The sequence below is a fragment of the Arthrobacter cheniae genome (assembly GCF_003602275.1).
GTDB lineage: Bacteria > Actinomycetota > Actinomycetes > Actinomycetales > Micrococcaceae > Arthrobacter_D > Arthrobacter_D cheniae.
Genome location: NZ_QZVT01000006.1, coordinates 197528 through 221490, shown reverse-complemented (window position 1 = coordinate 221490; position 23963 = coordinate 197528). Strand labels below are relative to the sequence as shown.

Sequence of the window (23963 nt, the reverse complement as noted above, 5' to 3'; positions counted from 1 at the left end):
GTGTGGGGCGGCGCTGGTCAGGCGTCGACGACGATCGCGGTGACGACGGGCTGGCGGTTGTAGAACCGGCGCATCCAGTTGGCCGTGGCCCGCTCGATGATCTCTTCCGGATCCTGGCGACGTCCGCCCTGTCGGTTCGACGCGGCGTCGCGCAGGGCCTTCTCGACGGCTGCACCGGCCTTGTCGAGGTCCTCGTCGGAGCAGGAGAAGCCCTTGGTGAAGAACTCCGGGACCTCGACGAGATCGCCGTTGTCGGGGTCGATGATCGCGAGGACCGTGACGACACCCTCCTCGGCCAGGCGGCGGCGCTCCACGAGGTCCTCCTCGGTGATGCCCCCGACGCTGTCCCCGTCGACGAAGACCAGGCCCGCCTCGACCTTGCCCGAGATCGTGGCGCGTCCGCGGACGAGGTCCACGGTCACCCCGTCCTGGGCGAGGACGACGTTGCGGGGATCGACGCCGGTAGCGACGGCGATCTCCGAGTTGGCGCGCAGGTGACGCCATTCACCGTGTACCGGCATGACGTTGCGGGGCTTGACGATGTTGTAGCAGTACGCTAGTTCACCGGCACTGGCGTGCCCGGAGACGTGCACCTTGGCGTTGCCCTTGTGGACGACGTTCGCGCCGATCTCGGTCAGGGCGTTGATGATGCCGTAAATCGCGTTCTCGTTGCCCGGGATGAGTGAGCTGGCCAGCAGGACGGTGTCACCCTCGCTGATGCGGATCGCATGGTCCTTGTTGGCCATGCGCGAGAGCGCGGCCATGGGCTCGCCCTGGGAACCGGTGCAGATCAGCACCACCTTGTGGTCGTCGCTGCGCTCGAGCTTCTTGAAGTCGACCAGCAGTCCCTGCGGGATGTTCAGGTAACCGAGGTCTGCGGCGATGGTCATGTTGCGGACCATCGAACGTCCCACGAACGCCACCTTGCGGCGGTGGCGGTGGGCGGTGTCGATGATCTGCTGGATGCGGTGGATGTGGCTCGCGAAGCTGGAGACGATGATCCGGCGCGGTGCGGTGCGGAACACGGCGTCGATGGCGGGCGCGAGGTCCTTCTCCGACGTCGTGAAGCCGGGGACGTCCGCGTTCGTCGAGTCCGTGAGGAAGAGGTCCACGCCTTCGGCGCCCAGGCGGGCGAAGCCCGCGAGGTCGGTGATGCGGCGGTCGAGGGGGAACTGGTCCATCTTGAAGTCACCCGTGTGCAGGACCATGCCGGCCGCGGTGCGGATGGCGACGGCGAGGCTGTCCGGGATGGAGTGGTTCACGGCGACGAACTCGAGGTCGAACCCGCCCATGGTGCGGCGGTCGCCCTCCTTGACCTGGATGGTCTTCGGCGTGATGCGGTGTTCCTTCAGTTTCGCCTCGATGAAGGCGAGCGTCAGTCGCGAGCCGACCAGGGGGATGTCCGCCCGTTCCTTCAGCAGGTACGGGACGCCACCGATATGGTCCTCGTGTCCGTGCGTCAGGACGACGGCCACGACGTCATCGAGCCTGTCCCTGATGTAGGAGAAGTCCGGCAGGATCACGTTGATGCCCGGCTGGTGCTCCTCGGGGAAGAGGACACCGCAGTCCACGATCAGCAGCTTGCCGTCGAACTCGAAGACGGTCATGTTTCTGCCGATCTCACCGATGCCACCGAGAGCGACGATGCGCATGGCTCCCTTGGCCAGTTCCCGTGGTGCTGTCAGTGCGGCAGGTCTTTTATTCACAGATTAGGTTTCTCTCAGTGGTGGCGGGGGCAGGGGAGAGGCCACTGGACGTACGTCGTCGAGGCCGGCAATCCCGGCGGATCCCTGAAGTGGTCCCGGTCGAGCCGGGAAGATACTCCTTCTAGGATACGTCGTCGGGCGCCGCATCGAAGGATCGGGGGCCGCAGATGGCTGGGCGGGACCCGGGGAAAGGTCACGGAACGATAAACTGACCGTTTGCGATCGTCCAGCAGCACCCGCACCCCGAGGAGGGACACCATGACCGCCGTCCTGCCCGCCGCACCGTCGGAGCGTGCCGCCGACGCGTCGTCGGGCCCCGGGGACCGCCGGTTCCGCCCCGAGGTGCAGGGACTCCGCGCGCTCGCCGTCGCCATGGTGGTGGTGTACCACGTGTGGCTCGGGCGGGTATCGGGTGGCGTGGACGTCTTCCTGCTCGTCTCGGCGTTCCTGCTCACGCTCACGTTCACGCGGCGCCTCGAGGCGGGGAAGCCGCTGGCCCTCGCGGCCTACTGGCTCGGCCTGCTGAAGCGCCTGCTGCCCGCCGCCGCCGTCGTGCTCCTCGCAGTCCTCGCGGCGACTGCCGTCTTCATCCCGAGTTCGCGCTGGAGGTCGGTCCTCGACCAGACCTGGGCGGCCCTGACCTACCGGCAGAACTGGGAGCTGGCTGGCAACACTGTCGACTATTACGCACTGGACCACAGCGCCGCGAGCCCGCTGCAGCACTTCTGGTCACTGTCCATCCAGGGTCAGGTGTTCCTCCTGTGGCCGCTGCTGTTCGCGGCCTGCGCCGTGATCGTGAAAATGACGCGGGCCCGGCCGAGGCCGGTGCTGATCGCGCTGTTCGGTGCGGTCTTCCTGCTGTCCCTCGCGTTCTCCGTCCGGCAGACCGGCGCCGACCAGGCTGCTGCCTATTTCGATACGCGCTCGAGGCTGTGGGAATTCGCGCTCGGTTCGCTGGTCGCGCTCGTGCTGCCCTACCTCGTGCTGCCGGTGCGCGTCCGCGTGGTGCTCGGCTGGACCGGGGTGGCGATGATGCTCGCCTGCGGAATGCTCCTGCAGGTGCAGCAGCACTTCCCGGGCTATATCGCGCTCTGGCCCACCCTCGCGGCGGCCGCCGTGATCGTGGCCGGGCGAACCGGCAGCCCCGCCGGCGTCGACCGCTGGTTGTCCTCCGCACCGCTGATGCGGCTCGGGGACGCGTCCTACGCGCTGTACCTGTGGCACTGGCCCGTCCTCGTTATCTGGCTCATCGTCGCGGACAGGCAGGCCGCGGGGATCCTCGACGGCGCGGTGATCATCGGTGCCTCCCTGGTACTCGCCGGCGCGACCACGGGGTTCCTCGAGAAGCCTGTCCGCTCATGGAGGTGGCCCTCCGTCCGGCGGCGGCGGACCGGTCTCGTCGCGGCGGTGGCCCTCGCCCTGGTCGTGGTGCCCCTGTCCGGCTGGGAGTACCGGGTGCAGGCGCAGGAGGCCGCGGTGGAGCAGCAGACGCAGGCCGACAACCCGGGTGCGGCAGCGCTGCACCCCGATTTCGAGTTCCGTGGGGCTACTGATGCCCTGGTGAAGCCGCTCGCCAGCAGCCTCGGCGCGGAGTGGGCAGCGGTGGACGGACCGTGCTCGCGGGCGCTCATGCCCGCGGACCCGCTGCTGGCCTCGTGCGTGCAGACGGGTGACGACGCGACGGCGGAACGGACCGTTCTCGTGCTGGGGGATTCCCATGCCCAGATGTGGATGACAGCCCTCGGGGGTATGACGACGGCCAACAACTGGGTGGTCGTCTCCGTGCACAAGCCCAACTGCAGGTTCGTCGATTCACCCGCAACCGTGGACCCCGAGTGCCAGGCATTCAACGAGGCCGTGACGGACTACGCCGTGGCCTCGGCGCCCGACGTCGTGCTCACCGTGGGCTCGCGCACGGAGTTGAGCTCTCCGGAGGAGAAGGTGCCGGCAGGGTTCGAGGCCGGTATCGCGCCCCTCATCGAGGCCGGCATCCCCGTGGTGGGCCTCCGGGACACGCCCCGCTTCGAGGAGGACATGGCCGAGTGCACGGCCCGGAATGCCACCGATACGGCGGTATGCGACATGCCCGTCGCGGAGGTGCTGGCACCGTCGTCGCCGCTCGCCGCCGTAGCCGCCGGTATCCCCGGACTGGAGTACCTGGATCTCACCGACCTCGTCTGTGCGAAGGCCATGTGCTCCGGCGTCATCGGGAACGTACGCGTCTATATGGACCATGACCACCTGTCGAAGACCTACGTCGAGACGACCATCCCTGTCTTCGAGGAGCGACTGAAGTCCGTGCTCGGCTGGTGACGTGAGGCCTGTCACCGGAATAGGGCACCCCCGCGATCCGTTCTAGACTGAAAGAGCCCGCCGGCGCATCGTAGCCGAAGGTCCCTTCCCCACCCGGTGACACCGAAAGAGGCGCAGCAGTGAGCCAGCAGTCCGGCCAGAACGAAACCCACGACCCCTTCGGATTCATCGGCCTGACGTACGACGACGTGCTCCTGCTCCCCGGCCACACCGACGTCATCCCCTCGGAGGCGGACACGTCCTCGCTCATCTCCAAGCGCATCACGGTCAAGACGCCGCTGCTCTCCTCAGCCATGGACACCGTGACCGAAGCGCGCATGGCGATCGCCATGGCCCGCCAGGGCGGCCTCGGCGTCATCCACCGCAACCTGTCCGTCTCCGATCAGGCGGAACAGGTGGACCGCGTGAAGCGCAGCGAGTCCGGCATGATCACCAATCCGCTGACCATCGGACCAGAGGCCACGCTGCAGGAACTCGACGAGCTCTGCGGCCACTACCGGGTGTCCGGCCTGCCCGTGGTCGACGACGCCGGTCACCTCCTCGGCATCGTCACGAACCGTGACACCCGCTTCGTGATCGAGCGGGACTTCCCGAGCATGCTCGTGCACGAGGTCATGACGAAGATGCCGCTCGTCACCGGGCGGGTCGGCATCAGCGGGGACGACGCCATCAACCTCCTCGCGGCTAACAAGATCGAGAAGCTCCCCCTCGTCGATGACGAGGGGGTCCTCCGCGGGCTGATCACCGTCAAGGACTTCACCAAGGCCGAGCAGTACCCGCTGTCCACGAAGGACGACGACGGCCGCCTCCGCGTCGGTGCGGCGATCGGCTTCTTCGGCGACGGCTGGGAGCGCGCCATGGCGCTCGTCGACGCCGGTGTGGACGCCCTCTTCGTCGACACCGCCAACGGGCACAGCGCCGGCGTGCTCGAGATGATCGCCCGGCTCAAGGCCGAGAAGTCGCTGGCCCATGTGGACATCATCGGCGGCCAGGCCGCGACCCGCGAGGGTGCCCAGGCACTGATCGACGCCGGAGCGGACGGCATCAAGGTGGGTGTGGGCCCCGGCTCCATCTGCACCACGCGCGTCGTCGCCGGCGTCGGCGTCCCGCAGGTCACCGCCATCTACGAGTCCGCGAAGGCAGCCATTCCCGCCGGCGTCCCCGTGATCGCCGACGGGGGTCTCCAGTACTCGGGCGATATCGGCAAGGCCCTCGTTGCCGGTGCCGACACCGTGATGCTCGGATCGCTGCTCGCCGGGTCCGCGGAAGCCCCCGGGGAGCTGATCTTCGTCAACGGCAAGCAGTTCAAGACCTACCGCGGCATGGGCTCCCTCGGCGCCATGCAGACGCGCGGCAAGAACACCTCGTACTCGAAGGACCGCTACTTCCAGGCGGATGTCACGGGCGACGACAAGCTGATCCCCGAGGGTATCGAGGGACGCGTCGCCTACCGCGGTCCCCTCGCCTCCGTGGCCTACCAGCTCGTCGGCGGCCTGCGGCAGACCATGTTCTACACGGGCGCCCGCACCATCCCCGAGCTGAAGGCCAAGGGCAAGTTCGTGCGCATCACGGCTGCGGGCCTTAAGGAATCCCACCCGCATGACATCCAGATGACGGTCGAGGCACCCAACTACGGCTCCAAGTAGCAGCTCCGCACCGGTTCTTCCCGGGCAGCACGGCTGGCGGGCTGATCCGGCATGAGCGGACTTCCGCAGCCGGAAGTCACCGCGCGCCGCAAACTCCGCCTCGGGCCCTACGCACGCGCCGTCGGGCAGGTCCTGGTGGTGAGCGCGAAGGCCTCACCCGGCGCCGTCGCCATGAAAGTCGCCGGGTCGCTCATCTCCGCGGTCCTGCCGCTGGTCACCACGTATTTCGCGTCCTTGACGACCACGGCGCTGGCAGCCGCCTACTCAGGCGATCCGACCGCGGGGCGGTCTGCCATCACCTACGTGATCATCACCGCCGTCCTCGGCCTGCTGTGGGGGGCCTTCACGAGCGTCGACCGCTACATCCAGCAGGTCCTGAGCTTCCGTGTCGGCGCCATCGTGGGCGACCGCATGTACGAGCGCTTCCTGGTGCTCGAGTTCTGGCGGTACGACGACAAGGAGACGGTGGATCTCTACGACCGGGCCCGCCGGTTCTCCGACTCGTACGCGCGGGTGCTCGACCGCATCGCGGCGATCTTCACCCAGCTGGTCTCCGTGGTCCTCGCGATCGTCGCGCTGCTCCTGGTCAGCTGGTGGATCGCGCTGATCGTCCTCGTGGCGATCATCCCGAGCGTGTACCTGCAGTTCCGGCTCTCACGGGAGCAGATGGCGCACTGGAACACGCAGGTGGACTCGAGGCGGCAACGGCGCATGATCGAGAACAACCTCATGAAGCCGCAGCACATCGCCGAGATGCGCCTGTACGGGATCGTCCGTTACCTCATGGACCTGCGTTCCACGCTCCGTGACGCCGACGAGAAGCGGCGGCTCGACTTCCAGAAGCGGTACATCCCCAAGCAACTGCTCGCCGACGCGCTGCAGTACGGCGCCGAACTGCTCGCACTGGTGTGGATCGTGGGACAGATCATCGCCCGGGCGCAGCCCGTGGGCCAGTTCCTGTACGTCCAGCAGATCGTCAGCAGGGCGCTGAGCACGGCGAACAACCTCGTGTCCTCCCTGAGCTCCATCGACGAGGACCTCGCCAACCTCAAGGACTACGAGCAGTTCATGGACTTCCCGCTGTCCACCGACGCCGACGGCCGACTGGAAGCCGCACCGACCGTCGTCGACCTCCGCGACATCCACTTCACCTACGCGGGGAGCGAGGACGAGGTGCTGCGGGGCATCTCCATGACCTTCGAGCGCGGTACGCACGTCGCCATCGTGGGGGAGAACGGCGCGGGGAAGTCGACGCTGATCCGGGTCCTCGCAGGCCTCTACCAGCCGAGCAGGGGAGAGGTACTGCTCGACGGACGGAACCTGCGGGACATCGGTATCGACGACTGGCACCGGCACCTGGCCGTCATGTCACAGGATTTTCTCCGGTACGAATTCGCGACGGCCGCCAACAATATCTACTTCGGTGATGTCCTCCACCCGCGGAACGACGACCTCGTGCGCCGGGCCGCTGCGGATGCGGAGGCAGCGGACTTCATCGAGAAGATGCCGAGCGGGTTCGACAACTACGTCAGCAACTGGATGGAGGATCCCCGCGGACGGAAGGGCAGCGGGCTCTCCGGCGGGCAGTGGCAGCGGCTCGCGATGGCGCGCAACTTCTACCGGGACGCTCCCTTCATCGTCATGGACGAGCCGACGTCGGCCATCGACGCCCTGGCGGAGCACCGCATCTTCACGCGACTCTTTGCGGACCGCTCCCGGACGATCATCGCGATCAGCCATCGGCTCGCCACCATCGAGAAGGCCGACGTGGTGTACATGCTGGAGGACGGGCGGGTCGTCGAGTCGGGCACGCACCGCGAACTCGTCGCCCTGCGCGGCCGGTATTTCCGGATGTTCGAGAGCCAGTTGCCGGAGGAGTGACCAGGGGCGGCGACCATCGGGCTGTCCCGCCAACACGCGGTCCGACACCCGGCTCACTACCCGGTGTGCCACCCGGTCGGTGAGGCTGTCATTCGTGGCCCTCCGGTTCCCTGAACTCCGCGGGGACATCGTCAGGATCACCGGACGGGGCCAGGAAGAGGTGCACATGCCCTCTGTCCGAGTCGAGGGTCAGGGTGTCCAGTTGCGCTGCTCCGGCCTGCCACAGGCGCACGGCTGCATCGCGCCGCTCCGCCACGGTTGCGGCAAGAGCGGTCTGCTCGTCGGGGGACGCCGCCAGATAGTCCCCATAACCAGAAGCCGCCGAGTCCAACAGGTGAGCGGCACCGATGAAGGCCTCCCGTGCAACGGTCTGCTCACTCGTGCCGTCCTGCACCTCGCCCAGGGCATCCGATGCAAGCATCACGTTTCGCTTCCACCCGTCCACCTCCTCGACGCCGGCCGGATCCGGACCGGCGGAACCATCAAGCTGCACAGCGGGCGCGAGTTCCTGCAGGACCTGCGCCAGATGCCCCTGCGCCTCTTCGGCTGCCGCAGCCAGATCGGCAGTGAGCTCGGTCTTCTCCTCGGCCTGTCCCGTCGCGAGTTCTTCCGCAATTGCTTCGATCGAGCCCGCCTCGGGAGTAAGGGGTTCGTTTCCAGCCCGCCCCGCGATGAGGGCGCCGGCCACGGCGATCAGTAGTGCGACCACGGCGGTCAGGGTGAGCAACCGCGTTGTCCGGGGATGGCGTGGTGAGCGTTTCAAGAGGATGTACTACCTTCGTTGACGGCGGCGGTGTCCGCCGCACCGGCGTGTCGAGCAGTAGCCGGTGCGGCAGACGCCATTCCTATTGCTGTTCGCTCTGCCAGGTCTGCAGGTCGCGTACCTTCCCGAGCAGCAGGTCGTGTGCCGGTGAATCACGGTCGATGTGCGCACGGACCTGCCCCGCGGCCGCGTTCAGCTTGTCCGCCGAATCGGCATGGAGGCCGGCATCCGCGAGCTCCTGGGCCTTGTCCAGCTGTTTCGCCAGCTGCGTGGAGGCCTGCGAAGAGATCTGGCCGTCGGCCAACAGGTCCGCTGTCAATGACTCGACCTCGTACCAGGTGACGCAGTCGCCGCCGCCGCTCACAGCACCGGCGGACCACTCGATGCCGCCCAGGAGGTGCTTCAGGAACACGGGATCGACGTACGATGCCTCCGTATGTCCTCCGCCTGTGTACCAGGAGCGGGCGGACTCGAAGTTCTGGCACCAGGACAGCGGGTGGTCGGCACCCATGCTGCCGCCGCCGGCGTTGTACGTGGTTTCGTCGAGGTTCGTGAGTACCCGCACAGAATCGCGAGGGCTTTGCGTGAAGTTGTACCACTCATCGAAGCGAGCCCAGGTACCTGGCAGGTGTTCTGTCGAAGGATGGGTTCCGTCTTCAACCACCTGCACGGCATTCTGCTGCTGTGGATGGCTGACGAAGCGGGCTCCGCCACCGGTCAGCTGGCTGTACCAAGGGATCGTGTGCATGGAATCTGTTGCTGCATGGACGCCGGCGAATCCGCCCCCGTCCCGGATGTAACCCTGGAAAGCGTCGAGTTCGGTCTTGTTCAGCAACGTCGGTTTCGCGGGATCGAGATTATTGGTGCCATCGACGGTGGAGACGAACACGATGGTTTCGTACTTGTCGAGGTCTGAGGCGCTGGTGAATGGAGTGCTGGGCAGCGTGCGATCGGGCTGCCCCTTGTTACTCGGTGACGTCGCGGGGTCCCAGACCTCGACGCTGAACCCGTTCGCCTTGCCCAGCGCCATGATCGCCGTTGTGGCCTCGTCGATGCTGCTGTGGCGGAAACCGGTCGTCTTGCCGACGACGAGTACGTCGTAGTCCTGCACGATCTCGGCCTGGGCCGGCAGGGAGCCGGCCTGGGCCTGAGCCGCGAGTGCGGGGACGACCAGCGCTGCTCCAAGTACGCCGAGGACTGCCTGACAGATGTATCGCTTCATTGCGCTCCTTCTTCGGTGACGGTGTCTCGGCAGGCTTGGCTGGGCCAGGCACATCCAGAGAAGGCCGTGGACCCGATACTTCGATCTTTCATCGATGAAAGGTCGACGGGCCGACGACTTAACCCTCAGTAAACACAGGATCCGCCTGACAAGCCATGGATTTGTCGACATTGGCAACATATTCTTTCGCCCTCGTTCAGGGGAGGAGGGCAGCCGATGCGGTGTCCGCGAGGAAAGCCATCTCGCATCGGAAGATCGAGAGGGCTGCTTACCGCACACGCGATCCGAGACCGCCGAGCTCACCGCGACGGCAACACGGTCCGGACGCTCGTCGTGAGCCGCCGCCCGATCCACGGCCGGAGCCGCCGCCCGATCCGCCGCCGCCCGATCCGCCGCCGCCCGATCCGCCGCCTGTGCCGCCGCCTGTGCCGCCGCCTGTGCCGCCGCCGGTGCCGCCGCCGGTGGGCGACCCGCGCTGGGCTAACCTAGAGCAGTGACTTACGAGATCGAGATCGGCCGAGGCAAGCGCGGACGCAGGGCTTATTCGCTGGATGACGTCGCGGTGGTGCCCTCCCGGCGCACCAGGGACCCGCTCGACGTCTCGGTGAGCTGGCAGATCGACGCCTACCAGTTCGAGATGCCCGTCGTCGCCGCGCCCATGGACTCGGCGATGTCCCCGGCCACCGTCATCGCCATGGGCCGGCTCGGGGGTCTGGGTGTCCTCAACCTCGAAGGGCTGTGGACACGCTACGAGGATCCGCAGCCGGTCCTCGACGAGATCGCGGACCTCAGCACGGAGAACTTCAGCCCGGCCGTGACGCGGCGCATGCAGGAGCTCTACGACGCACCGATCCAGGCAGGGCTCATCACCAGCCGCCTCGCCGAGATCCGCGAGGCCGGAGTGACGGTCGCAGGATCCCTGACGCCGCAGCGCACCCAGCAGTTCTACAAGACCGTGCTCGCGGCCGGCGTGGACATCTTCGTCATCCGCGGCACCACGGTGTCCGCCGAGCACGTGTCCAAGAACGAGCAGCCGCTCGACCTCAAGAAGTTCATCTACGAGCTCGACGTCCCCGTGATCGTCGGCGGAGCCGCCGGCTACACGCCCGCCCTGCACCTCATGCGGACGGGCGCCGCAGGCGTGCTCGTCGGCTTCGGCGGAGGGGCGACGACGACGACGCGCCGCGCACTCGGCATTCATTCGCCGCTCGCTTCGGCGATCTCCGACGTCGCCGGGGCAAGGCGCGACTACATGGACGAGTCCGGCGGCCGGTATGTCCATGTCATCGCCGACGGTGGCATGGGCGCCAGCGGCGACATCGTCAAGGCGATTGCCATGGGCGCCGACGCAGTCATGCTGGGGTCCGCGCTGGCCCGCGCCGAGGAGGCGCCCGGCAAGGGGTGGCACTGGGGCCAGGAGGCGCACCACCAGGAGCTGCCGCGCGGGGACAGGGTCAACATCGGCACTGTCGGACCGCTCCGGGAAGTGCTGTGGGGTCCCTCCCACCACACCGACGGCACGTCCAACCTCATCGGTGCGCTGCGCCGTGCCATGGCCACCACCGGCTACTCGGACCTCAAGGAATTCCAGCGGGTGGAAGTGGTTCTCTCGCCCTACGTGACCACCGACTGATCAGCGTTCAGGCGCGGTAGCTCCCTCCGGGCGCCCGACCGGACCGCGGCGCATACAGCGCTCGGACGGGAGTGCCCGGCGCTGTCCCGGTAAGCTGGGAGGGCCGGGGGAGGCCGCGTCCAGCGGCCGTCATCGGCGCGCAGCGGCCGCTACCCCGGCCACCTCGGCCGGTGGGAACTTCGAAAGGCACATTGTGAGCGAACGGTCCCCTGAGCTGTACGACGCCGAACTCACCACCCCCGATCTCGTGATCCTCGAGATGGAGGCGTCTTCGAAGGACGACGCCGCAGCCCAACTCGCAGGCAGGCTCCACGAGGCCGGCCGCATCTCGGACCTCCAGGGGTTCCTCGACCAGGTCAACTCCCGCGAGCACCAGATGGCCACGGGCCTGCCCGGCGGCATCGGTCTGCCGCACGCGCGGAGCGAGTACGTGAACCAGACGTCCATAGCCGTCGGCGTCACGCGCTTCGGCTACAGCCTGGACTTCGGGGCCGTCGACGGCCCGGCGACGCTCGTGCTGCTCATGGCGACCCCGGCGCAGTCCTTCTCGGAGCACCTCGAGGTGCTCGCGACCATTGCCCGCAGCCTCTTCAAGGAGAACTTCCGGGAGTCGCTGCGCAGGGCACACGACGCCGAGGTCATCGCGGAGCTGATCAACTCGTCGCTGGTCTTCTTCGACCACTAGCGCCCGCTCGGTCCCAGGAAGCGCCCTATTCGCTCCGCCACGAGTTCCAGAGCGACGCGTAGGCACCGTCCAGCGCCAGCAGTTCGTCGTGCGATCCGAGTTCGGCGATCCGACCCTCCTCGACGACGGCCACGCGGTCGGCGTCGTGCGCGGTGTGCAGCCGGTGCGCGATGGCGATGACGGTGCGGCCCTCAAGGACGGCGTTGAGCGAGCGCTCGAGGTCCCGCGCAGCCTGGGGATCGATCAGCGACGTCGCCTCGTCCAGTACCAGGGTGTGCGGATCGGCGAGGATCAGCCGGGCCAGCGCAAGCTCCTGGGCCTGCGCGGGCGTCAGCTCGTGTGCACCTGAGCCGACCTCCGTCTCCATCCCCGCGGGCAGCTGCTGAACCCAGTTGAGCGCGCCGACGCTGCGCAGGGCGTCCTTGATCTCACCGTCCACCGCATCGGCACGGCCGAGGCGGACGTTGTCGGACACGGAGCCCACGAAGACGTGGTGCTCCTGCGTCACGAGGGCCACCTCGCGTCGCAGGTCGTCGAGCGGCCGGTCCACGAGGGGCACGCCGCCCACGGTGACGGAGCCCGACGTCGGCGGGTGGATGCCGGCGATCAGGCGCCCCAGCGTTGATTTGCCGGCGCCTGAGGGCCCGACGACGGCGAGTCGCTCGCCGCGCACCAGTACGAGGTCGATGGAGTGCAGCACGTTGTGCCCCGGGCGGTAGGCATAGCTCGCTCCCGACACGACGATGTTCTCGTTGACGGGCTCCGCCGTCGTCGCCTGCCGGTCCGGTTCGACGTCCTTGATACCGACGATGCGTGCCAGCGACGCGGCCCCCACCTGGATCTCGTCAGTCCACATGATGAGCAGGTCCACGGGGTCTATCAGCCGCACCGCGAACAGGGCGACGGCGGCGACCGCCCCCGGCGTCACGATGCCCTGGCCTGCGAGCCAGCCGCCCCAGAGCAGGACGGCGGCGGCGGGCAGCCAGAAGGCGATGTCGGCCGCGGGGAACAGGATGGACCTCAGCCACAGCGTGTAGCGCTCCGCCTGGAAGCTCGTGCCCAGGGCGTCGTCCAGGTCCTTCCTGCGCAGCGCACCCAGGCTCAGTGCGTCCACGGTGCGGGCGCCCTCGATGGTCTCGGTGATCGTCCCGTTCACGACGGCGTAGGTCTCGCGCTCGCGCATGTACCCGCCCGCGCTGCGCTTGAGGTACCAGCGCGTCACGGGCCAGAGCAGCGGCAGCCCCACGAGGAGTGCGAGCGACAGGACGGGGGAGGTGACGACGGCGGCGCCGAGGGTCAGGATGATGGTCACCACCGACACGACGACCTGCGGCACGCCGAAGCGCACGGTGTGGGACACCGCGTCGATGTCGTTCGTGGTGCGGGCCACGAGGTCGCCCGTCCCCGCCTTTTCGACCGTGGACAGCGGAAGCGCGGTGACGTCCGCCAGGAAGTCCTCGCGCAATTCGGCGAACACGCGCTCGCCGAACACCATGCCCGACCGCACGGCGTACCGGCGCAGCACGGACTGCACCGCGAGGAATCCGAGCATGGCGAGGGAGAGGCCGGCAACGAAGCCGGCCGATGTCCCCCCTGCGAGCGCATCGATGAGGAGGCCGAGCAGGAGCGGCCCGGCGAGCCCTGCGATGGCGGAGCCGACGTAGAGGGCGATCACTGCGCCGAGGCCCCGGCGGTGGTGGCGGATCAGCCGCGAGGCCTCGTTCCGCACCGATCTCGGCCCGGCGACGGGAAGCTTGGCCGTGTCACTCACTGCGGATCACCACATTCCGATAGGCGGTACTGCCGGCCATGAGGTCCTTGTGGCTGCCTTGGGCGGTCACGCGGCCGTCCTCGAGGAAAAGGACGCGGTCCATCGTCCGCAGCATCAGCGGACTCGACGTCACGATGACGGTCGTCATCCCGTCCCGTCGTCGGGTTCCACCGAGCCGTGCGGCGATCCGCTGTTCCGTGTGGGCGTCGACGGCGCTGGTCGGTTCCACCAGGACGAGGGTCTCGGCCCCGGTGAGGTAGGCGCGCGCGAGCACGAGGCGTTGGCGCTGCCCGCCCGAGAAGCCCCTGCCGCGTTCGGTGACCTCATGGCCCAGGCCGCCGTCGAGGCCGTCCAGGATGTCGAGCGCGCTCGCGGCTTCCAGTGCTGCAAGGAGGGTATCGTCGTCGTGCCTGCCGGAGGGGTCCAGCTGACGGCGGAGCGGTCCACTGAAGAGTTGCGGGCTCGCCTCGCTGACCACGACCCGGGCGCGGATGTCCGCCAGCGGCACGTGCCGCAGGTCGGCGGCACCCCATCGGACGGTCGCCTGTTCGAGGACGGCGTCCTCGAAGCGGCCGAGGCGGGTGACGGCCTCTGTGGCCTCCGCGGGCTCGCGTGAGACGACGGCGGTGAGGAGCCCGGGTTCGACGACGACGCCGGATCGCTCATCGACCAGCACCGAGCAGGCAGGGGGAGCGGGCACAGGGGATCCGCTCTCGGAGACGTTCGCGTCGACGGACAGCACCGCGATGATCTTCCGCGCGCCGACGTGCGCGCGGATGAAACGGGCCACCGAATCGGCGGCTGCCCGGATGGGTGTCATCAGGAAGATGGAGAACCCGTAGAGGGCCACGAGTTCGCCGGGGGTGATGTCGCCGGACAGGACCAGGGACGCGCCGACCCAGGTGAAGACCACGCTGAAGGACCCGGCGATGAAGACCTGCGAGGCCTCGAGGTCCGCGAGGGAGCGGGCTACCCGGATGCCCGAGTCGCGGGTCGCGGCGGACTTCACGCGGTAGCGGTCCACGAAGATGTGCTCGCCGCCGATGCCGCGTAGCACGCGGAGCCCGGCGACGGTGTCCGCACCCACGGCCGTCATCTTCCCCGAGGCCTCACGCTGTTCGCGCTGCCGCGCCTGCATGGGCTTCACCACGAAGAGGAGGAGGCCGCAGCAGACGGGCACGCCCGCGAGCACGACGACGCCGAGCACGGGTGAGGTCTGCCAGATCAGGACCGTCACGACCAGCCAGGCAGCGGCTGCTCCCGCGAGGCGCGTCAGTACCTCGTACACCTCGCCGAGCCGGAACGCGTCCGACGCGGCGGTCGACACAACCTCGCCCGTCGAGAGCGCCGTCGGCAGGGCGTCACCGGTCCGGCTGATCTTGTCGCCGACCAGGCGGACGGACCGGAAAGCCGCCTGCATCCAGTTGCTGACTCCCGCTCGGTGGGTCGCGGTATCGGACACGGCCTGGACCACCATGAGTCCGAGAAGTGCCCCGGCCCAGCCCACCAGGGCTCCTGTGTCTCCGCCGATCACGCCGTCGTCGATCGCCCTGCCGAGCACGAAGGGCATCACAGCCTGCGACGCCATCCACACGGTCCCGAGGAGGATTCCCGCGGCGAGTGTCGCCTTCTGGAAGCCCCCGAGCCACAGCAGGTACCGCGCGGGCGAGCGCAGGTCCGGCGCAGGGTCGGGGGATAGGGAAAGGAGCGCACGAGGGTCAAGCGTAGACTGCGACGGGCCAAAGTGATAGGGATGTCCCAATCAGTGAGTCGGCTGCCCGCTCCTGTCCAGCACCACCATCAGCATTCGCTGTTCTACAAAGGCACGAAGTACCGTTGAGGAGTGTTGAAGACCGCGCTCAGGCCCCGATGGATCCTCATGCTGATCCTCGCGATGGTGATCGCCGCGGTCTTCGTGCTCCTCAGCCAGTGGCAGTTCAATTCCTCCCGTGAAGAGCCTCCACCCGCGCCCAGTTCGACGGAGGACGTGCGGCCGCTGACCGACGTCCTTCAGCCCCTCACCCCGCTCTACGCCACCACCGCCGACCAGATGGTCTCGCTCGACGGCGAGTTCGTGCCGGACACGCGTGTCCTGGTGCAGGACCGACTTCGCGACGGCGACGAGGGGCTCTGGGTCGTGCAGGCGTTCGCCGTCGACAGCGCTGCCGCGGCAGAAGCAGCCGACGCTCCTGAGGACGCAGTCATCCCCCTGGTGCTCGGCTGGGTGCCCGAGGCGGACAACGCGTCGTCCGTACCCGAGCAGCAGGGCCGGGCATCCGTCGTCGGACGATTGCTGCCGCCCGAAGCCCCGGTGGTGCAGCGGCCCGTCGAGGGACAGGTGCCCACCCTCTCCACCGCGGAACTGTCGAACCTGTGGGACGCGCCCATGTACTCGGCCTTCGTCGTCGCCTCGGACGTGACGGCAGGTGGCTCGGCAGTGCCCCTCGGCGCCGACATGGAGCGCGTGGTGGTGGGGCCGCAGCCCCAGGAGACGCCCGTCAACTGGCTGAACATCTTCTACGCCGTCGAATGGGTCGTCTTCGCCGGTTTCGCCTTCTTCCTCTGGTGGCGCCTCGTCGCTGATGACCACCGGCGGACGCTCGAGGACGCGGCCGACGCCGCCGAGGAGGCGCAGGCAGGGGAGATCCCGACCGGCACCGATGCGCCCGTCACTCCCGATTCGTCCGGGGGGTTGCCGTTCGCCGGCACCAGCCCGACATCCCAGACGCCCTCCCCTAGTGAAAGCGGTGCACACCGTGACTGAGCCAGCCCCCCGCCCGACCGCAGGAAAAGGCGGGACGACTTCCACGGGGAAGCCGAAGCGGCGGTTCGGCGGCACGCACGCGCAGATCCGGTCGGCACTCACGTTCTACAAGGTGCTCGCCTACGCCACCGGAGTCATGCTGCTCCTCGTGGTCGTCGAGATGATTGCGAAGTACGGTTTCGGCTCGGAGATCATCGCAGGCGGGGGAGCACCCCTCCAGCTCCTGCCCGAGGTCGTCGCCGAGACGGCGGGGGGATTCAACCTCTCGACGGCGGTCCTGATCGTGCATGGATGGCTCTACGTGGTCTACCTGATCGCCGACTTCCGCCTCTGGCAGTTCATGCGCTGGCCGTTCGGCCGCTTCGTCCTCATCGCGCTCGGCGGCGTCGTTCCGCTGTTGTCCTTCTTCGTGGAGAGAAGGATCCACAACCAGGCCGAGGAAGACCTCGCCGCACATCCCGAGGCGGCACCGCGCTACTAATCGCTGCCGCCAGGGCGGGCACGCCGCCTCCACCACCCGCCCGGGCCCGTCTGCCGCTTCCGCCGCCCGCCCGTTGATGTGCGACGCCGGAGTACGCAGACTATTGTTGACGGGTGACTACCCCCGACAGCAGCTCCGAACACCGCCCTGTCCTCGTCGTGGACTACGGCGCGCAGTACGCCCAGCTGATCGCGCGGCGGGTACGCGAAGCCGATGTCTACTCCGAGATCGTGCCGCATACGCTGAGCACTCAGGAGATCCTCGCCAAGAACCCTTCGGCGATCATCCTGTCCGGCGGTCCCTCCAGCGTCTACGCGGAGGGAGCGCCCGCGGTGCAGGCCGATCTGTTCGACGCCGGAGTGCCGGTCCTCGGTATCTGCTACGGCTTCCAGGCCATGGCCAACGCACTCGGCGGCACCGTCGCGAAGACGGGTCTGAGGGAGTACGGGTCCACGGACATCCGGTCCGACGGCGCATCCCGCTCCATCCTCGCCGGAACCCCTGAGCACCAGAACGCCTGGATGAGCCATGGCGACAGCGTGCAGTCCGCTCCGAAGGGTTTCGACGTCCTGGCCAGCACTGCCGGCGCTCCCGTCGCCGCCTTCGCGAACGAGGAGAAGGGGCTCTACGGAGTCCAGTGGCACCCCGAGGTCAAGCACTCCCAGCACGGCCAGGCGGTCATCGAGAACTTCCTCTTCCGGGGCGCACGCCTGAACCCGAACTGGACCACGCGCAACATCCTCGAGGAGCAGGTCGAGCGCATCCGCGAGCAGATCGGCGACGCGCGGGTGATTTGCGGACTGTCCGGTGGTGTCGATTCGGCTGTTGCAGCCGCGCTCGTGCAGCGCGCGGTGGGGGAGCAGCTCACCTGCGTCTTCGTCGATCACGGGCTGCTGCGCGAGGGTGAGGCAGAGCAGGTGGAGCGCGACTTCGTCGCGGCCACGGGCGTCAGGCTGTACGTCGCCAACGAGCAGAAACGCTTCCTCGAAGCGCTCGCCGGCGTCTCCGATCCGGAGACGAAGCGCAAGATCATCGGCCGGGAGTTCATCCGCGCCTTCGAGGAAGCCGAGCGCGCCATCATGCGCGAGGCCGAGGCCGAAGGCGAGCCCATCCGGTTCCTGGTGCAGGGAACCCTCTACCCCGACGTCGTCGAGTCCGGCGGCGGCCAGGGAGCGGCGACCATCAAGAGCCACCACAATGTGGGCGGCCTGCCCGAGGATCTGCAGTTCGAGCTCGTCGAGCCGCTCCGCGCGCTGTTCAAGGACGAGGTGCGTGCCGTCGGCGCCCAGCTCGGCCTGCCCGCGGAGATCGTGGGGCGCCAGCCGTTCCCCGGACCCGGGCTCGGCATCCGCATTGTCGGGGACGTCACGGAGGAGCGCCTGGAACTCCTGCGCAAGGCCGACGCCATCGCGCGCGCCGAGCTCACTGCTGCCGGTCTCGACAACGAGGTCTGGCAGATGCCGGTGGTCCTGCTCGCCGATGTCCGCAGCGTAGGTGTCCAGGGTGATGGACGCACGTACGGGCACCCGATCGTCCTGCGGCCCGTCTCGAGCGAGGACGCGATGACCGCGGACTGGTCGCGGCTGCCGTACGACCTCCTGGCACGCATCTCCAACCGGATCACCAACGAGGTGGACGGCGTCAACCGCGTGGTGCTCGACGTGACGAGCAAGCCACCGGGAACCATCGAATGGGAGTAAGCGGACACCGGAGGAGGAGCAATCCCACTCCGGTCCGCCCGGGCCGCGTTGCTATCCGCGGGGTCCGTTCGCTTTTCGGATAGCTTGGAAGATATGCCCATCTGGTCAAGATCAGCACGTGACAATGCAGGAAAGAAGGCGGTCGTGCCGGAGCAGGACCAGCGGGACGCGGAAGGAACGCCGTCGGAACGCCAGCAGGAGGGCACTCACGGCGCCGTGGTTGGGCCTCGACCGACGCAGTCCACCGATGATTCGTCGGCCCAGGACTTCCTTCTGCCCTGGCTCGAGGGGCTCGGCCCGCAGGCCACCGGCGATACGCTGCTGCACTTCCGGCCATCCGCCGGTACGAGTATCGACCTGACGCACGCACACCCCTCCGGCCTGGCTCAGCTCCTCGCCGGACGCCGCACGCGCCTGTCGACGCTCCTTCGTGATCCCGTGCAGTACAGCGCGGCCAAGGCCGCTGCCCGTGCCCTGCGTGCCAAGATCTTCGAACTGGGCACGGAGCGCGGGATCGACGTCGGTTACCTCGCCGCCGGCACGGCGTCCTGGCGATCCGTCGATGGCTCCGGGCGCTCCGAGACGCTGAACGCTCCCGTGCTCCTGACCGCGGTCTCACTGACGGTCCATGCCTCGCAGGACGACTACGAGCTGCAGATCACCGAGCAGGCCCGCATGAATCCGGCGCTCGTGCGCCACCTGCGGAACCAGCAGGGCCTCGAGGTGGATCCGGCCGGTATCGCGCGGCTGGCCTACGGAACGGCACGCTTCGATCCCCACCCCGTCCTCGAGCGCATGCGCGCCCTGGCCGATGGTGTACGCGGCATGTCGGTGGAGCACCGTGTCCTGGTGTCCACCTTTGCCGACCTCGCCGGGGTCAAGGGCGATCCCGCCCTGCGTCCGGACCACCCGGTCCTCGCGGCCCTGATGGGAGCGGCGCGCGGTGACGCGGAAGCGGCCTCGGCCCTCACCGCATCGGCGGACGGGCTGCATTTCCCGCCGGCGGACGAGCGCGATCCCGGCAGTGAACTGCTGATCCTCGACGCCGACAGGGCGCAGCAGGACGTCCTCGACCTCGTCGATGCCGGCGTGAGCCTTGCTGTCGCAACCCCGCCCGGAACCGGTCAGACCCAGACGGCCCTCAACGTCGCGGCAAGGGCCGCGGTCGCCGGCAAGCGGGTGGTCGTCGCCGCGGAGCGCCGAGGCACCCTGAACGAGTTCGTCCAGGACCTCGATGGGCTCAATCTCGGCTCGCTCGTCCTGCAGCTGGGGAGCCAGACCGGTCCGGCGCAGCTCCGGGAGTCCGTCATCCGCGCCCTCGTGCGGAACGAGAAGGCCGTCGAGCCTCAGCTCGACTCCCTGCATTCCACCCTGACGGGGCACCGGTACCAGCTCATGGAGCACGTCCGGAGCCTTCATAACGTCCGCACGCGGTGGGGCTGTTCGCCCTACCAGGCGATGCAGGCCCTGGCCGGCCTCACCGCGCTCGATCCGGCGCCGTCGACGACCGTCCGGCTCAAGCGCAGCGTGCTCGATTCGATCGCGGATCGCAAGGAGCTCACGGAACGCCTGCAGCGTGCGGCCGAACTGGGTAGCTTCAGCAAGGCCTCCACGGAGAGTCCCTGGTACGGGGCGCAGTTGCTCAACCGCAAGGAAACCGAACACGCACATGGCCTTGCCGAGCAGGTGGCCACCGAGATCCCGGATCTGCGCAGCAAGGTGCAGCGCGTCGCGGAGCACTCCCACATCACGCTCGGCGAAACCTTCAGGGAGTGGGGCGAGCAGCTCGAACTCCTCGTCGCCGTGCGGGAGAGCCTCGACAAGTTCACCCCCGACATCTTCGACCGACCGGTCACGGACCTCATCTCGGCGACGGCTCCCTCGTCGTGGCGCAAGGAGCGCGAGATCGAGATGAGTTCGATGACCCGCTCCCGGCTGCGTCGCGTGGCCAAGGAGTACATCCGGCCGGGCGTACACATCTCGGACCTCCATACCTCCCTGCTCGAGGTGCAGCAACAGCGCACCCTGTGGACGCGCTATGCACTGACCGAACGGCACCCCTCGGTACCCACGGGACTCGCCGAGATCCATGCGTCCTACCGTGCGGTGGAGGCCCGTCTCGAAGAGCTGACCACGATCCTCCGGCCCACGTCCGGACGGCCAGACCTCGCTTCCCTCGACCTCGATGGTCTCGAAGGAATCCTGCGGGACCTTGCAGCCGACAGGGAGACGCTCGAGACGCTGCCCGAACGGACGCTGCTCCTCGACGAGATGCGCGAGCAGGGCCTGGCCGAGCTGCTCGACGATCTCGCCGCGCGCGAGATAGCCGCCGAGCGTGTGGGATTCGAGCTCGAGCTTGCATGGTGGCAATCGGCCCTCGAGGCGATGATCAGTGGGGACGACTACCTCGCCATGTCCGACGGCGACAGTCTCCGGAAGCTCGAGGCCGAGTTCCGGCTTGCCGACAACGCGCACATCGCCGCCGGACCGGCAAGGATCCGCTGGAGCCTCGCCGAGCGGTGGCGAGCAGCGGTGGAGAGTCACCCGGAAGACGCCGGGCGCCTCCGGCAGGAGCTCAAGGACGGGACGCTGACGCTCGAGGTTTTCGCCGGTCTGCACCAGGACATCGTCGCGTCGCTCCTGCCCGTCTGGGCCGTGAGCCCGTTGACCATCAGGGGTGCGGTACCCGAGGGTCACCGCTTCGACCTCGCCGTAATCCTGGACGGCGAATCGATGTCGCTGCAGAGCGCTGTCCCCTGCGTCGCCCGGTCCGGGCAGGTCGTGGTCCTCGGGGACGATCGCCTCGCCGGGCCGACGCGCTTCAGCATCGAGGTGCAGCCGGCCGACCGGGCATCGGCACTGGAGCCCCTGCCCAGCGCTTTCGATTCCCTGCGCGATGTCCTGCCCGTCCGCGGTCTCACGCAGATCTACCGGGGTGTCGACCGCGGCCTCGACACGTACCTGAGCGAGACCTTCTACGACGGGAAGCTCTCGAGACTCCCGCAGGCCTCCGAAGTCACCGGGGAGGGCCGCGGACTCGTGGTCGAATACCTGCCCAACGGCACCGGCATGCCCAGTTCGGAGCACGACGGCGTCGAGAGCGTCGCCGTCGAGGTGAACCGGGTCGTCGAACTCGTGTTCGAGCACATTCGCCACCGTCCGAGTTTCTCGCTCGCCGTCGTGACGGCGAGTCCGCGGCACGCTGCACGCGTGGGGGAGGCAATCCGCCTGCAGATGGCGCAGTTCCCGTGGGCCGCGGACTTCCTCACCCCAGGAAGGGAGGCCTTCCGCGTGGTCCCCGTCGAGCGGGCCGGAGGGCTCGTGCGTGATGACATCATCTTCTCGCTCGGCTATGGACGGACGCCCCACGGACGCGCCCTGCACTCGTTCGGACCGCTGTCGGCGCCCGACGGACGCCGCAACTTCGTCATGGCGATGACGCGCGCACGCCGGCTGCAGCACGTGCTGACCTGCTTCGAGCCCTCGGACCTCGATCCGGAAAGGCTCACGGCGGGCGCCCTGGACTTCTTCGAGCTCCTGCAGCGTGAGCTCGGTTCGGACGGCGTGCAGCATCCGACCGCATCCAGCGGTAACGAGGACCCGCTCGTGGCGGATCTCGTGGACCGGTTGCGGTATCGCGGGGCCGACGTGTGGGACCACTACGCCGGAGTCCTCGACATCGTCGCGGTCAGACCCGCCGACATCAGTGCCGACGGCAGTGCTGCGACCGTGAACGACGAAAGGCCGGCTCCGCTGGCGATCGAATCGGATGGAACAGGTCGTTATGGGGCGATGTCCGTCCGGGAGCGCAGCCGGCTCCGCCCCCAGGTTCTCGAGCGGATGGGCTGGCGGTACATGCCGCTGTGGACCATCGAGGTCTTCACCGACCCGGACGGTTGCGCCGAGCGCGCCTCTTCGGTGATCGGTCTGCCACCCCGCGAAAGTGCCGATCAGCCGAAGACACGGAAGGACGCCGCCAGGATGCGGAAGGACGAGCAGCACCCGGGTCGCGGGATCGTCGTAGGACGTGAGGCCGAAAGTCCGGACCAGGCCTCCAGCGCACTGCCGAAGACTGCGGGCGAGGACGATGCCCGGTCGTGGGGAGACGTTGAGGACAACCAGGATGAATGGCTCAAGGAGCAGCGGCCCCCGCACTGGGGCTGACCCCGCCTCCGGATCGGCGTGGATCGCGCCCTGCGCACGGGTGTCATGGGCAAGCGGTTGTTGACCCGTGCCCGGCTCGTCCGGGTGCGCCCCGGACTTCACCGCGCCGTCAGGACAAGGTGGACGTCCCCCGAACTCGAAGATCCTGCGAGGGCGGCTGCGTCCTCCGGGCTCGCCGCGATCACCACCAGTCCGCCCTCGCCGCCGCCGGGCCAGGCGCCGGGGTCGCCCGGGTCGGTCCACAGGATGGCGACGGATTGGGCGAGGACACTGGAGTCCGCGGCGACGTCGTAGCCGTTGCCGGTCCTCAGGATGACATCCACGAGCTGCCCGGGCGCCAGGAGTTGCACCGTCGCTGGGTCGGCGGGGCGAAGGGGCACCGCCACGGTTCCCGGCGGCGTACCGGTCAGCAGGCTGTCGCCCACCAGGGATGTCGCCGATACCGGTGCGCCCTCCGGCAGGGGGGTGGCTACCTGCTGGCCCACCACGTCGGCAGGACTATCGGCAGCGCCGATTGCCACTGCTTGCTCGGGCAGGCGGACCACGGTGACGTCCGATTCCTGCAGGATTGTCCCGACGGCGAGGTCCCGAGTGGCGCTGACCACCGTCGTCGTCGCATAGTCGTCTCCCACGGCCGCCTCCACGGCTACCCCTGCGGCGGCACTGAAGAGCAGGGCGGCGATCAGCCTCTTGCGTCGATGGACCGTCCTGCGCAGGCGGTGTCGAAGGGGAGGACCGTGGGGTTTGCCGGTCGGGTTCATGGCCCGACCCTAGGCGGGTGCGCTCCCTCGCCCGCGGGGGGGCTTCGGCTATGTGGATATCAGCGAGAGCAGCCCGTTCGATCAGGCGGTCTACCCGACGGGGTCCTCAGGACGCGGCAGCAGTCCCGCCGCCCGACGAGGACGAAGCGCCGGCCTTGGATTTGGCGGAGCTCGACGAGGACTCGGAGGATGAACTGCTCGACGGCCCGGAGCCCGAAGCAGCAGGCGCCGAGGGGGAGGAGGAGACCGAGGACGATCCGGCGTCCGTGCTCGTCGTCGTGGCTCGTGAGTCGTTGCGGTAGAAACCCGACCCTTTGAACACCACGCCCACACTGTTGAACTTCTTGCGGAGCGTGCCGCCGCATATGGGACAGTCCTTCAGGGAATCGTCCGAGAACGACTGCTGGATGTCGAAGGCGTGGCCGCAGGCCTTGCAGGCATAGGCGTACATGGGCATGGAATTCCTCCTGGAC

Annotated in this window: 16 protein-coding genes and 1 pseudogene; 10 read left to right on the top strand and 7 right to left on the bottom strand. The window is 68.4% G+C overall.

The features are described from left to right. Positions 1-17: 17 nt before the first annotated feature. A complete protein-coding gene (locus D6T63_RS12945) occupies positions 18-1652 on the bottom strand; it encodes a ribonuclease J (RefSeq protein ID WP_120149460.1) in 1635 nt (544 codons plus the stop codon). A 312-nt stretch (positions 1653-1964) separates the two neighbouring features. Between D6T63_RS12945 and D6T63_RS12940 the strand changes: the two genes are divergently transcribed. From D6T63_RS12940 to D6T63_RS12930, 3 genes are all read left to right on the top strand, one after another. Next, positions 1965-4019, top strand: coding sequence for an acyltransferase family protein (locus tag D6T63_RS12940; RefSeq protein WP_120149459.1), 2055 nt, complete (start codon positions 1965-1967; stop codon positions 4017-4019). Between the two features lie 119 nt (positions 4020-4138). Further along, entirely contained in the window at positions 4139-5665 is a 1527-nt protein-coding gene (gene guaB, locus D6T63_RS12935; protein ID WP_120149458.1) for an IMP dehydrogenase, read from the top strand. Positions 5666-5716: 51 nt separating this feature from the next. Continuing rightward, complete coding sequence (locus tag D6T63_RS12930; protein ID WP_120149457.1) at positions 5717-7546, top strand: ABC transporter ATP-binding protein; 1830 nt, start codon at positions 5717-5719, stop codon at positions 7544-7546. A gap of 88 nt (positions 7547-7634) precedes the next feature. Here the strand turns inward: D6T63_RS12930 and D6T63_RS12925 are convergent, their stop codons facing one another. Both D6T63_RS12925 and D6T63_RS12920 read right to left on the bottom strand, forming a co-directional pair. Next, positions 7635-8255 carry a hypothetical protein gene (locus D6T63_RS12925; protein WP_220725934.1) on the bottom strand — a complete coding sequence of 207 codons (621 nt, stop codon included), beginning with the start codon at positions 8253-8255 and terminating at the stop codon, positions 7635-7637. Positions 8256-8391: 136 nt separating this feature from the next. Further along, positions 8392-9531 carry a ThuA domain-containing protein gene (locus tag D6T63_RS12920; RefSeq protein WP_182976995.1) on the bottom strand — a complete coding sequence of 380 codons (1140 nt, stop codon included), beginning with the start codon at positions 9529-9531 and terminating at the stop codon, positions 8392-8394. 493 nt (positions 9532-10024) lie between these two features. Between D6T63_RS12920 and D6T63_RS12910 the strand changes: the two genes are divergently transcribed. Both D6T63_RS12910 and D6T63_RS12905 read left to right on the top strand, forming a co-directional pair. Then, on the top strand, positions 10025-11164 hold the full coding sequence (locus tag D6T63_RS12910) for a GuaB3 family IMP dehydrogenase-related protein (RefSeq protein WP_120149454.1): 1140 nt from the start codon (positions 10025-10027) through the stop codon (positions 11162-11164). Between the two features lie 193 nt (positions 11165-11357). Further along, entirely contained in the window at positions 11358-11849 is a 492-nt protein-coding gene (locus tag D6T63_RS12905) for a PTS sugar transporter subunit IIA (RefSeq protein ID WP_120149453.1), read from the top strand. Between the two features lie 25 nt (positions 11850-11874). Here the strand turns inward: D6T63_RS12905 and D6T63_RS12900 are convergent, their stop codons facing one another. Together D6T63_RS12900 and D6T63_RS12895 are read right to left on the bottom strand one after the other, a co-directional pair. Next, the gene (locus tag D6T63_RS12900) at positions 11875-13620 is read right to left on the bottom strand and encodes an ABC transporter ATP-binding protein (RefSeq protein ID WP_120149452.1); all 1746 of its coding nucleotides are present in this window, start codon (positions 13618-13620) and stop codon (positions 11875-11877) included. Then, the gene (locus tag D6T63_RS12895; RefSeq protein ID WP_235830736.1) at positions 13613-15208 is read right to left on the bottom strand and encodes an ABC transporter transmembrane domain-containing protein; all 1596 of its coding nucleotides are present in this window, start codon (positions 15206-15208) and stop codon (positions 13613-13615) included. Before D6T63_RS12895 ends, D6T63_RS12900 begins: the two co-directional genes overlap by 8 nt. 255 nt (positions 15209-15463) lie before the next feature. Here D6T63_RS12895 and D6T63_RS12890 point away from each other — a divergent pair, with 255 nt between their 5' ends. The 4 genes from D6T63_RS12890 (at position 15464) to D6T63_RS12875 (ending at position 22729) form a co-directional block, all read left to right on the top strand. Beyond that, complete coding sequence (locus D6T63_RS12890; RefSeq protein WP_235830735.1) at positions 15464-16384, top strand: SURF1 family protein; 921 nt, start codon at positions 15464-15466, stop codon at positions 16382-16384. Next, a complete protein-coding gene (locus tag D6T63_RS12885; protein ID WP_235830734.1) occupies positions 16377-16865 on the top strand; it encodes a DUF3817 domain-containing protein in 489 nt (162 codons plus the stop codon). The genes D6T63_RS12890 and D6T63_RS12885 overlap by 8 nt, the downstream gene beginning before the upstream one ends. A gap of 113 nt (positions 16866-16978) precedes the next feature. Continuing rightward, the gene (gene guaA / locus D6T63_RS12880; RefSeq protein WP_120149448.1) at positions 16979-18565 is read left to right on the top strand and encodes a glutamine-hydrolyzing GMP synthase; all 1587 of its coding nucleotides are present in this window, start codon (positions 16979-16981) and stop codon (positions 18563-18565) included. A 93-nt stretch (positions 18566-18658) separates the two neighbouring features. Next, positions 18659-22729: a DUF4011 domain-containing protein gene (locus tag D6T63_RS12875; protein WP_120149447.1), complete on the top strand. Its 4071-nt coding sequence runs from the start codon at positions 18659-18661 to the stop codon at positions 22727-22729. Positions 22730-22827: 98 nt separating this feature from the next. Here the strand turns inward: D6T63_RS12875 and D6T63_RS12870 are convergent, their stop codons facing one another. Continuing rightward, positions 22828-23490 carry an RcpC/CpaB family pilus assembly protein gene (locus D6T63_RS12870; protein ID WP_120149446.1) on the bottom strand — a complete coding sequence of 221 codons (663 nt, stop codon included), beginning with the start codon at positions 23488-23490 and terminating at the stop codon, positions 22828-22830. A gap of 155 nt (positions 23491-23645) precedes the next feature. On the opposite strand from D6T63_RS12870, the gene D6T63_RS20115 reads away from it, so the two are divergent. Then, a complete protein-coding gene (locus D6T63_RS20115; protein ID WP_326963238.1) occupies positions 23646-23792 on the top strand; it encodes a hypothetical protein in 147 nt (48 codons plus the stop codon). A 14-nt stretch (positions 23793-23806) separates the two neighbouring features. Here the strand turns inward: D6T63_RS20115 and D6T63_RS20110 are convergent. Then, a pseudogene (locus tag D6T63_RS20110) lies at positions 23807-23941 on the bottom strand (FmdB family zinc ribbon protein); the annotation flags it as partial. Between the last annotated feature and the right edge of the window lie 22 nt (positions 23942-23963).